Raw genomic sequence first — 11,400 nt, 5'->3', positions numbered from 1 at the left:
GGGGCCCCCGCCAAGCCGCGCCGCCGCCCCCTCGGGCTGATCGCCGCGGCGCTGGCGGCCGCCGTACTGGTCGGCGGGGGAGTGTGGCTCGGCACGTCGCTGAGCGGACGGGACGACGGCGGTTCCGCTGCGCAGGGGAGTGAAGGGCCGCAGGCAGGGGGCGGAGCGCTGGAGGGGTCCGTCGAGCCGCCCGGCGACACCCCGGACGCCCCGTCGACGAGCTCCGTGCCGGGCGCGGAGAAGGGCTGGAGCGTCCACAAGGAGACCGGGATCGGTGTGGTGATCTCCGTGCCGGACGAGTTCACCGACGTCTACCACGACCCGTCCGACGACGGCGTGCAGTACACCGACCCCAAGAGCGACGTCACGCTGAGCCTGAAGCGCTGGGCGGCCGCCGACGGGGGCTCGACGGCGCTCGCCTGGGCGAGGGGCGTGGGCGACTCGTACGCGGACAACGGCTACAGCGACATCCACAAGACCGTCACCCGGACGAGCTTCCACGGCAAGGAGGCCGCCCAGCTCGACATCACGTACACGAACGCGGACGGGAGCGCCGTGATGCGCGAGATGCGCCTGTACGTCGTCGACAGCCGGGGCCGTTACGACCTCGGTGTGACCATGCCGAAGGGCGTGCGGACGTACGAGAAGCAGGGCACGGACGTGTTCAAGGGCGCCCGCGACCGCCTTGAGCTCGGCAAAGACTCGGCAGCGGGAAACTAGCACCGATCAGCAGTGACAAAGCCCCTGATCAGCAGCTTTGCTGCCAGCGATCACTGGCGCGGTGTGTGTACTCGGTGAAGGGCGATTACTGATGGGTACCGAAAGCGTCCGCTTCGGCATACGCTCCCCTTCATGACGGAGTCGCAGGTCACCACCGAGAACGCCGGGCAGACCGGGAAGACCGGGACCAACCCGCTGGCCGCCGCCCCCGCAGGGGTCCGTACGGCCGTCGATGTCGTCACGCCCGAGCTGGTCGCCCAGCTCACCCGCGGCGTGGTCGGTTCGGGCCGCACGGCGAACCACACGCCGTTCACCGGTGAGAAGCTCGCCGACCTGCCGGAGTCGACGCCCGAGGACGTGGCGAGCGCCTTCGAGCGGGCTCGCGCCGCGCAGGAGGTCTGGGCGAAGACACCGGTGCGACGGCGCGCCGCCGTGCTGCTGCGCTTCCACGACCTGGTCCTGGCCCGTCAGGCCGAGGTGCTCGACCTGATCCAGCTGGAGACCGGCAAGGCCCGGCTGCACGCCCACGAGGAGGTGCAGGCCGTCGCCGTCGCCGCCCGGCACTACGGCCGCAAGGCCCCCTCGTACCTCAAGGCCAAGCGGCACACCGGCGCCGTCCCGACGCTCACCAAGGTGACCGAGCTGCGCCAGCCGCGCGGCGTCGTCGGCCAGATCGCCCCGTGGAACTACCCCCTGGAGCTGTCGGTCGGCGACGCGCTGCCCGCCTTCGTCGCCGGCAACGCCGTCGTCATGAAGCCCGACACGGAGACCTGCCTGACGGCGCTGTGGGCGCGCGATCTGCTCGTCGAGGCGGGCCTGCCCGCCGAGGTCTTCCAGGTCGTGCTCGGTGAAGGCCCGGTCGTGGGACCCGAGTTGGTCAAGCACGCCGACTACGTCTCCTTCACCGGCTCCACCCGCACCGGCCGCGAGGTCGCGCAGGGCGCCGCCGCCCGGCTGGTCGGCGTCTCCCTCGAACTCGGCGGCAAGAACGCCATGTTGGTGCTCAAGGACGCCGACGTGGAGAAGGCCGCGGCGGGCGCCGTGCGGGCCTGCTTCTCGTCCGCGGGCCAACTGTGCATCTCCATCGAGCGGTTGTACGTCCACGAGTCGGTCGCCGACGCCTTCGTCGAGCGGTTCGCCGCCCGCACCAGGGCGATGCGGCTCGGCACGTCCCTCGCCTACGGCGCCGACATGGGCTCGCTCGTGGGCGAACGGCAGCTGGAGACCGTGACGCGGCACGTCGAGGAGGCCGTCGCCAAGGGCGCCACCCTCGTCGCCGGTGGTGTGGCCCGCCCCGACATCGGCCCGTACTTCTTCGAGCCGACCATCCTCGACGGGGTGGAGGCGCCGATGGCCGTCTGCGCCGAGGAGACCTTCGGCCCGGTCGTCTCGATCTACCGCTTCACGGACGAGGACGAGGTCATCTCGCTGGCCAACGCGACGCCGTACGGCCTCAATTCCTCGGTGTGGACGAAGGACGCCAAGCGCGGCCACGAGGTCGCGGCCCGGCTGCGCACCGGCACCGTGAACATCAACGAGGGCTACGCGCCCGCGTACGGCAGCGTCCAGGCGCCCATGGGCGGCATGAAGGACTCCGGGCTCGGCCGCCGCCACGGCAGCGAGGGCCTGTTGAAGTACACCGAGGCGCAGACCGTCGCGCACCAGCGGGTGATGCCGATGGCGCCCTCGTTCGGGATGGACGACGAGAAGTACGCGGCGTTCATGAGCCGCAGCCTCAAGGCCATGAAGGCGTTCCGCCTGCGCTGACTGTCGCCCCCGGGCATCCAGTTGAGTAGTTGAGCCGCACGGAAGACGAGGAAGTGCCATGTCCCTGGACGACGCTGTCCAAAAACAGGCCGACACCGCGGGCGACGACGCGTACGACTACGACGTCGTGGTCATCGGCTCCGGGTTCGGCGGCTCGGTGTCGGCGCTGCGGCTGACCGAGAAGGGCTACCGGGTCGGTGTCCTGGAGGCCGGCCGCCGGTTCACGCCCGGCACGCTCCCGAAGAACTCCTGGGACGTGAAGAACTACCTGTGGGCGCCCAAGCTCGGCATGTACGGCATCCAGCGCATCCACCTGCTCGGCAACGTGATGGTGCTCGCCGGGGCGGGCGTCGGCGGCGGCTCGCTCAACTACGCCAACACCCTCTACGTCCCGCCGAAGCCCTTCTTCGAGGACCCCCAGTGGAAGGACATCACCGACTGGGAGGAGGAGTTGAAGCCGTACTACGACCAGGCGCAGCGGATGCTGGGCGTGCGGCTCAACAAGACCATGACGCCCTCGGACGTCCATCTGAAGGCGGCCGCCGAGCGGATGGGCGTCGGCGACACCTTCCACATGGCGCCCGTCGGGGTCTTCTTCGGCGACGGTGACGACGCGGGCGGCGCGGACGCGGCGAAGGCCCGGCCGGGGCAGCAGGTCCAGGACCCCTACTTCGGCGGCGCGGGCCCGGCCCGCAAGGCGTGCACCGAGTGCGGCGAGTGCATGACGGGCTGCCGGCACGGCGCGAAGAACACGCTGAACGAGAACTACCTGTACCTCGCCGAGAAGGCGGGCGCCGTCGTCCACCCGATGACGAGCGTGGTGTCGGTGACCGACGACTCGCAGGGCGGGTACGCGGTCACGACGCTGCCCACCGACGGCAGGAAGACGTCGGCCGGACGCGTCTTCAAGGCCCGCAAGGTCGTCGTCGCGGCCGGCACGTACGGTACGCAGACACTGCTGCACCGCATGAAGGCGGGCGGCCAACTTCCCTACCTCTCAGCAAGGTTGGGCGAGCTGACCCGCACCAACTCGGAAGCGCTGGTCGGCGCGCAGACCACCGACCGGCGTTACCGCAAGCGGCACGGCACCGCGAAGGCCGACTTCACCAAGGGTGTCGCCATCACCTCGTCCATCCACCCGGACGCGGACACGCACATCGAGCCGGTCCGCTACGGCAAGGGGTCCAACGCGATGGGCGGCATGTCCATCCTCCAAGTCCCGTACGCCGAGGGCTCGTCGAGGGTCGCGAGCTGGCTGGCGAACGTCGCCAGGCACCCGAGCCTGCTGCTGCGCTCCCTGTCCAACCGCCGCTGGTCGGAGCGGACCATCATCGGCCTGGTCATGCAGTCCCTGGACAACTCGCTGACCACGTACCTGAAGCCGGGCGGCGTCGGAAAGGGCCTGCTCACCGCCGAGCAGGGCCACGGCGCGCCCAACCCCAAGCAGATCGAGGCGGCTTCGCGGGGCGCGTCCGCGATCGCCGCCGAGATCAACGGCTTCGCGGGCTCGAACGTCGGCGAGCTGATGGGCACCCCGCTGACCGCCCACTTCCTCGGCGGCTGCCCCATCGGCGACAGTGCGGGGACCGGCGTGATCGACGCCTACCACCGGGTCTACGGCCACCCCGGCATATCGGTGGTCGACGGCGCCGCGGTCTCCGCGAACCTGGGCGTGAACCCGTCGCTGACGATCACGGCGCAGGCCGAGCGCGCGATGTCGTACTGGCCGAACAAGGGCGAGGACGACCCGCGCCCCGGGGTCGGTGCGGGCTACGTGCGGCTCGCGCCCGTCGAGCCGAAGAACCCGGTGGTCCCCGCGGAGGCGTTCGGCGCGCTGAAGCTGCCGTTCCTCGGGATGCCCGCGGTGCCGCCCAAGAAGGCGCCAGACGCCAAGGAGCAGTAGCGGCACGGCAGTTGCACGTACAGAAGGACCCGCACCCCCCTCCGAGTGCGGGTCCTTCTGTGTGTACGGGTGTCGCCTTACGCCTCGCTGCCCACCTTGCGGCGGCGCACCGAGTACACGACACCGGCACCGGCCACGACGGCGAGCCCGCCGACGAGGCCGACGGTCGGCAGCACGGAGCTGGAACCGGTCGAGGCGAGCGCGCCGCTGACCGGGGTGCTGCTGCCCTGCGGGGCAGGGGTGTTGCTGGGCTTCGGCTTGGCCGTGGCGGGGGTGACCTTGCCCGGCGTGGCGTCGGCCGCCAGGATGTCGAACTCGTAGAGCGCGGAGTCGGAGTCGTTGAAGGAGCACAGGCCCGACTCGTCCACGCTCATGCCGAGCGTCACTCCGGCGCCCCAGCCGGCCGGGGCCTTGGCGTCGACCTTGATGCGCAGCTTGGCGTCGGCGTGGTCACCGGGCTTCAGCCCGTCCGTGGACGTGAACGGCAGGAACTGCTCCGTGCCGATCTCCAGGTTCTGCCAGTCCTTGCCGTCGAACCACTGCACGGTCAGGTGCTTGGTGGTGTCCGTGAAGTCGGCGTCGTCCGCCGCGGCGGAGACGAACAGGGACGCGAAGACGGTGTCGAAGTCGCGGTCGGACTTGTTCGCGATGCGGTACGTGAAACCGTGCCAGCCGGAGCCGGCGACGATCTTCGAGGGCAGGCCGCGCAGTTCGGCGACCGTCCCCGGGTCGTCCTCGTCGGCGATGTCGGTGCACTCGTCGGTCGGCGAGGTCGGCTCGGCGGACTCGCTCGGCGACTTGGTGGTGGTCGGGGACGGCGACGTGCTCTTGGTCGGCGAGCCGGTGTCCGTCGGGGTGCCGGTCCCGGTCGGCGTCCCGGTGGCGGTCGGGCTCGGCGTGTTCGTCGCGGGCGTCTCGGACGGCGTCGTCTCCGGCGTCGTCTCCGGCGCCGACGGCGTCGTCTGAGCCGACTCGGTGGCGGTGCCGGGCGTCTCGGTCGCGAAGGCGCCCGGCGCGGACAGCAACGCGATCGGGGCGATGGCGGCCGTCGCGGCTGCCGTCACCAGTGCACGGCGAAGCTTCATCTGGACCTCGATCGGTACGAAGGTGGCTGTTGGTACTGCACATGTGACCCGTGATGGCCGGGAATGGTTGTTCGCTCGCTCACGGAATCTTTATGTGAACTGGATCACTGCTCGCGCGCGCTCATGACCAGGGCGTCCGCCGTCGCGCCGGTCCGCGGCGTCCGCGTACGGCAGCGCGAACGAGGAGGCGCCTTCAGGCAGTTGGCTCACAAGTACCGAGAAGTCCTGGCCCTCGGCGCGAGGTACCCGCTGTGGCGAGAGCCACAAGACGAGGCTTATGTTCCGCTTTCGGTACCCGGACATGACCGAAGGGCCCCGCAGGACAGATCTGCGGGGCCCTTCGCTGTCGGCTCCGACGTCAGGGCAGCGTCGGTGCCGGGGGAGCGGCGCTGGGGGGGGTGCGCCGCTGGTCCTGGGGGTTCGATTCGTTTGTGGAGCGTAGGGAGCATGCGGAGCAGGGGACCTGACGCTCAGGTGTGGGGTTTCCTGTGCGTCGTGCTCAAAGCCGGGGCGGAGAAGAGGGAGGGAGTCCGATCGGTCCCGGGCGTCCCCGGGACCGACCGTTCTCTTGGGTGACCGGGCTGCTGTCCCCTGCCGTCCGGTCACTGCACTGAAGCGAGGTCCCACGACGTACGGCGTGACCGTGACGTCTCATCGCTCCAGCGGAGCCACGCGTGGTTCGGTTGGGCCCGCCCCTGGCTGGCACGGACATCGGTACCAACGAAGCCTGCCCGGTCCGGGTCACGCGCCGTACGGGTGAGTGCGGAACCGAACGTCCGTCCAGGGTGCGGCTCAGATCCGTCCCCGGCACAGTTCGAGCAGCGTCATCGCGAGCGAGGTGCCGGGCTTGCCGAGCGCGTCCCTGTAGTGGCCGAGCACCTCCATCTCGCGCGACAGGTTCACGCGCCGCCCGCCGGAGGTCATCCGCGCCTCCTGGATGACGGCGGAGACGGCCATGCGTTCCTGGACGAGGCCGATGATCCGGTCGTCCAGGGAGTCGATGCGCTCGCGGGCGCCGGAGATGACGTCGGCGGCCTCGGCGGTACGGGCGCCGGTCGTGTCGGTGGTGGTGGTCATGAGGGCTCCTCGGTGTCGGGAGGCAGCCCCTGACCGGCAGGACCCGGAAACGCCAGACGCCCCGGGCCTTGTCGGCCCGGGGCGCCTGGGAAGTGGCTTGTCAGTGGCTCAAGCAGCACGACCATGGCATCCGGCGGGCCGGCTGCCATAGGTAAAGACGAAGGTCGTCTGCGAGAACATGCGGCCGAGTATAGCCCCGGCCCCGACGAGCCTCTGCCGGTGGCCGCCACGGTCCGGCCCCTCCGCCGGGGCGGGAGCGGGGTCGGGGGCGGGGCGCCGCGACCTCGGGGCCAGTCGGCCCGAACCGTTAGAATCACCGGTACGACCCCCTGCTAAAGCCGCCGGAAGGCAACCCGTGTCATCAGCGACTTCCGCTGCCGCCGCCCCCGACACCGTCCTGGTCGTCGACTTCGGTGCGCAGTACGCCCAGCTCATCGCCCGCCGTGTCCGTGAGGCCCGGGTCTACAGCGAGATCGTGCCGAGCACCATGCCGGTCGAGGAGATGCTCGCCAAGAACCCGGCGGCGATCATCCTCTCCGGCGGGCCCTCGTCGGTCTACGCGGAGGGCGCCCCGAGCCTGGACCGCGCCCTCTTCGAGGCCGGCGTCCCCGTCTTCGGCATGTGCTACGGCTTCCAGCTGATGGCGACGACCCTCGGCGGCACCGTCGACGACAACGGCGCCCGTGAGTACGGCCGCACCCCGCTCGTCGTCTCCAAGGCGGACTCGACCCTCTTCGAGGGCACCCCGGCCGAGCAGCCGGTGTGGATGTCGCACGGCGACGCCTGCTCGGCAGCGCCCGAGGGCTTCACGGTGACGGCCTCCACGGACGTCGTGCCCGTGGCCGCCTTCGAGAACGACGAGAAGAAGCTGTACGGGGTCCAGTACCACCCCGAGGTCATGCACTCCACGCACGGCCAGCAGGTCCTGGAGCACTTCCTGTACCGGGGCGCGGGCCTGCGGCCGACGTGGACGACGGGCAGCGTGATCGAGGAGCAGGTGGCCACGATCCGCGAGCAGGTCGGCGACAAGCGCGCCATCTGCGGTCTGTCCGGCGGCGTCGACTCGGCGGTGGCCGCGGCGCTCGTCCAGAAGGCCATCGGCTCCCAGCTGACCTGCGTGTACGTCGACCACGGCCTGATGCGCAAGGGCGAGACGGAGCAGGTCGAGAAGGACTTCGTCGCCGCGACCGGCGCGAACCTGAAGGTCGTCGACGCCAGCGAGCGGTTCCTCGACGCCCTCGCCGGGGTGTCCGACCCCGAGACCAAGCGCAAGATCATCGGCCGTGAGTTCATCCGCGTCTTCGAGCAGGCCCAGCTGGAGATCCTCCAGGAGGACGGCCCCGAGGTCGCGTTCCTGGTCCAGGGCACGCTCTACCCGGACGTCGTCGAGTCCGGCGGCGGCACCGGCACGGCGAACATCAAGTCGCACCACAACGTGGGCGGCCTGCCCGACGACATCGAGTTCGAGCTCGTCGAGCCGCTGCGCAAGCTGTTCAAGGACGAGGTCCGGATGGTCGGCGCCGAGCTGGGCCTGCCGGACGAGATCGTCCAGCGCCAGCCGTTCCCCGGCCCCGGCCTCGGCATCCGCATCGTCGGCGAGGTCACGCGCGAGCGCCTCGACCTGCTGCGCGAGGCCGACGCCATCGCCCGCGAGGAGCTCACCGCGGCCGGCCTGGACCGCGAGATCTGGCAGTGCCCGGTGGTGCTGCTGGCCGACGTCCGCTCGGTGGGCGTGCAGGGCGACGGCCGTACGTACGGCCACCCGATCGTCCTGCGCCCCGTCTCGTCCGAGGACGCCATGACGGCGGACTGGACGCGGATGCCGTACGAGGTGCTGGCGAAGATCTCGACGCGCATCACGAACGAGGTCGCCGACGTGAACCGCGTGGTGCTCGACGTCACGTCGAAGCCGCCGGGCACCATCGAATGGGAGTAGTTCCCACCGCCGTACGCACGTGAAGGCGCCGCCCACCGCAAGGTGGGCGGCGCCTTCACGTGCGCAGGGATCATGTGCGCTTCATCGTGCGCACCTCCCGGCCCGGGTTCCACACCTGCACCACCAGGTACGTGTCGTCCTCGATGTACGTGCGGGTGACCTCGGTCAGTTCCGTGCGGAAGAGGTGGAAGTCGTCCGGGTCGGGGACCTGGACCTGGCCGGTGTAGCGGGCGATCGTCCCCGCGTCCTCGACGAGGAACGCACGGCCGCTGACGCGCGCGTCGCCCCCGGCCATCCCGGCGCCCTCGCCCGGGTTCGCCTGGAGCGCGAACCGCGGGTCGCGCACCAGGTCCCGCGCCTTGAGCGAGCCCGGCATCATGCCGAGCCAGAACTCGCCGTCCAGGAAACGGACTTCGAGGCCCGAGGTGCGCGGCGAGCCGTCCTTGCGCAGGGTCGCGAGGACATGGTGGGTGTGGGCGGTGAAGCGGGTCTCGACGGTCTTGGCGAGGTCGGGTGCGGCGGTGGTGAAGGCGGCCCAGTTCGCTGTCGTGTCGTCCATGCGCCGAGTCTGACGCGGATACCCGACACCTCCTGTCGGGTATGGGGGGCGATTCGCCGCATTCTCTTCACAGCGCGGGCCTGTCGCCTTGGAGGTCACAGAGGTACCTTCCGCTGCATGTCGACGCAGAACCCCGCCCCGATACCGACCGACCGGCTCCACTTCGCCATGCCGCCGGTGCACACGAACCCGGCCGACGAGCGGCGCCATCGCAAGGAGCGGCTCGCGGGCGCCCTGCGCAACTTCGGGCGGCTGGGGTTCGAGGACGGGGTGTCGGGCCACATCACCGTGCGCGACCCGGAGTTCGAGGACTGCTACTGGGTCAACCCGTTCGGCATGCCCTTCCGGCACCTCACCGTCAAGGACCTGGTGCTGGCCAACGGTGACGGGCAGGTCGTCGAGGGCCGCTACCACGTCAACCAGGCCGCGTTCACCGTGCACGCCGAAGTCCACCGCGCCCGGCCGGAGCTGGTCGCCGTCGCGCACTGCCACTCCACGTACGGGCGCGCGGTGGCCGCGCTCGGCGAGCTGATCGAGCCGATCACCCAGGAGGCCTGCGCCTTCTACGAGGACCACGCGCTGCTCGACGAGTACACGGGGGTCTCCGTCGACGCGGGGGAGGGCAAGCGGATCGCCGTCGCCCTGGGGTCGTACAAGGCCCTCGTGCTGCGCAACCACGGACTGCTGACCGTCGGGGACTCGGTGGACGCCGCCGCCTGGTGGTTCATCGCCCTGGAGCGCTGCTGCCAGGTCCAGCTCGCCGCACGGGCGGCCGGGCGGCCCGTCCTGATCGACCGGCGCCAGGCCGTCGCGACCCGCGAGCGCACGGGCGGCGACCTCGTGGCGTGGATCAACTACCAGAGCATGTGGCAGGACATCACGCGCAGCGAGCCGGACCTGCTGACGTAGCCGCGGCCCGGACGGCCGTCCTCAGCGGAAGTCGCGAAGCACGACGCGCTTGGTCATCGCGAACTCGGCGTCCGTGAGCACCCCTTGACGGTGCAGATCCCCCAACTCCCGCAGGCGACGCAGGAGTACGTCGTGGTCGACGGCGGCCCGGATCGCCAGGGCAGGGGTGTCGCGGGGCAGCGAGGGGTGCGGCAGCCGGGCCGTGACGGCCGCCGCGACGAGGGCCGTGAGCAGGTCCTTGCGGGTGTTGCCCCACAGGTCGAGGGCGTACGGGTCCTTCTCCGGCGGCAGTTTCGCGTACGCCGAGCCCTTCGTGACGAACCGCAGCACCCCGTCCTCGTAACCGGAGTTGGGCACCCAGTCGACGCCGGCGAGTTCGTCGAGCGTGATGACGCGCGGGCCCGTCGCCCGCTTCACCCGGTCCGAGGTGTCGCTCCAGTCGATCCGGATCCGGCTGCCGTCGAAGGAGACGACGCCGTCGCTGGAGCGCACCGAGACCGGGACCGGGGGGCCGGAGACGAGGTACGACTCGGCGGGGCCCTCCGGGAGTTGTTCCAGCAGCAGCGCCTGGCGGATCTCCTCGGCGACGTACTCCGCGACGCCCGCCCGGTCCGCGTCCACCGCCAGCCGGTAGGGGTCGGCGGTCTCCGGGAGGCGGCCGCCGGTGGCCTGCAGCAGCGGGTCGGCGGCCTCGCGCAGGGTGAGGCGGAGCCGGCCGCGCCTGCGCTCGGGTTCGTAGGCGACCCCGGAAACGGCCGTGAGCGGCACGCTGACCTCGCCGTACGTCTGCCGCAGAAGGGCCACGCTGCGGTGCAGACCTGGGGTGATGCGGACCGTGGTTCCGTCGAAGGCCCAGGTTCCGTCACGCTGGATGATCTCGGCCATAGGGAAATTCTCGCAGCGTCGTCAACATGACGGTCAATAGGGATGAAAGGTATTCACCCTGAAAGGGCGGGCCTGCGCGCCGGAGCGTGCGCCGGGTACGGCACAATTCCCTCTCATCACACGGAAGTTGACGACCCGAACACGATCTTGAGGGTGGGGCTGCGCGGTGGCGGTGCAGGAAGCGCGACAAGGGCAGGGCACGCACGGGGGCGGGTGCACGTGCGGCGACTGTCCCCACGGGGCGCGCGAGGGGCACCGCAAGGCTGTCGCCGCATTCCTTGCGAAACGGGACGAGCTGGCGGCCGGGGGCGGGCTGCCCGCCGCCGTCGCGCATTCGGCCGGGGCGTCCCGGCAGTGGATCTCCGACGAACTCACCCAGTCGGCCAAGGCGGTCGCCGACCGCGGTCGCGAGGAGGGTGCGGTCTGGCTGGCCGGGCTGCGGCCGCGCACCCTGTACGTGGTGTGGGGCGGCGTCGGCGTCCTGCTGCTCGTCCAGGCACTCACCGCGATCGGCGCCGGCTGGAGCGACGCGCGCACGGCGGGGCTCGTCGCGGCGGTC

General features: G+C 71.0%; 8 protein-coding genes and 2 pseudogenes. 6 read left to right on the top strand and 4 right to left on the bottom strand.

Going from position 1 to position 11,400, the window contains the following annotated elements:
• The 3 genes and pseudogenes from G3I40_RS41620 to G3I40_RS41610 all read left to right on the top strand — a co-directional run.
• Positions 1–720 (top strand): annotated as a pseudogene (locus G3I40_RS41620) (hypothetical protein); the annotation flags it as partial.
• 132 nt (positions 721–852) lie between these two features.
• Positions 853–2,487: a succinic semialdehyde dehydrogenase gene (locus tag G3I40_RS41615; protein WP_164559990.1), complete on the top strand. Its 1,635-nt coding sequence runs from the start codon at positions 853–855 to the stop codon at positions 2,485–2,487.
• Between the two features lie 58 nt (positions 2,488–2,545).
• Complete coding sequence (locus G3I40_RS41610; protein WP_164559989.1) at positions 2,546–4,390, top strand: GMC family oxidoreductase; 1,845 nt, start codon at positions 2,546–2,548, stop codon at positions 4,388–4,390.
• Between the two features lie 77 nt (positions 4,391–4,467).
• On the opposite strand, the gene G3I40_RS41605 is transcribed toward G3I40_RS41610, so the two are convergent.
• Positions 4,468–5,475 carry a hypothetical protein gene (locus tag G3I40_RS41605; protein WP_164559988.1) on the bottom strand — a complete coding sequence of 336 codons (1,008 nt, stop codon included), beginning with the start codon at positions 5,473–5,475 and terminating at the stop codon, positions 4,468–4,470.
• Positions 5,476–6,267: 792 nt separating this feature from the next.
• Entirely contained in the window at positions 6,268–6,552 is a 285-nt protein-coding gene (locus G3I40_RS41600; RefSeq protein WP_164559987.1) for a chorismate mutase, read from the bottom strand.
• A 355-nt stretch (positions 6,553–6,907) separates the two neighbouring features.
• Between G3I40_RS41600 and guaA the strand changes: the two genes are divergently transcribed.
• Entirely contained in the window at positions 6,908–8,488 is a 1,581-nt protein-coding gene (guaA, locus tag G3I40_RS41595) for a glutamine-hydrolyzing GMP synthase (protein ID WP_164559986.1), read from the top strand.
• Between the two features lie 70 nt (positions 8,489–8,558).
• Here the strand turns inward: guaA and G3I40_RS41590 are convergent, their stop codons facing one another.
• Positions 8,559–9,047, bottom strand: coding sequence for a pyridoxamine 5'-phosphate oxidase family protein (locus G3I40_RS41590; RefSeq protein WP_164559985.1), 489 nt, complete (start codon positions 9,045–9,047; stop codon positions 8,559–8,561).
• A gap of 117 nt (positions 9,048–9,164) precedes the next feature.
• Here G3I40_RS41590 and G3I40_RS41585 point away from each other — a divergent pair, with 117 nt between their 5' ends.
• A complete protein-coding gene (locus tag G3I40_RS41585) occupies positions 9,165–9,956 on the top strand; it encodes a class II aldolase/adducin family protein (protein ID WP_164559984.1) in 792 nt (263 codons plus the stop codon).
• Positions 9,957–9,977: 21 nt separating this feature from the next.
• Here the strand turns inward: G3I40_RS41585 and G3I40_RS41580 are convergent, their stop codons facing one another.
• Complete coding sequence (locus G3I40_RS41580; protein WP_164559983.1) at positions 9,978–10,841, bottom strand: DUF4429 domain-containing protein; 864 nt, start codon at positions 10,839–10,841, stop codon at positions 9,978–9,980.
• Between the two features lie 166 nt (positions 10,842–11,007).
• On the opposite strand from G3I40_RS41580, the pseudogene G3I40_RS41575 reads away from it, so the two are divergent.
• A pseudogene (locus tag G3I40_RS41575) lies at positions 11,008–11,400 on the top strand (hypothetical protein); the annotation flags it as partial.

Source organism: Streptomyces sp. SID14478, from assembly GCF_010548525.1.
In the GTDB taxonomy this organism is placed as follows: Bacteria; Actinomycetota; Actinomycetes; order Streptomycetales; family Streptomycetaceae; genus Streptomyces.
Note: the sequence above shows the minus strand (reverse complement) of the source record. Positions and strands in the feature narration are given on the sequence as shown.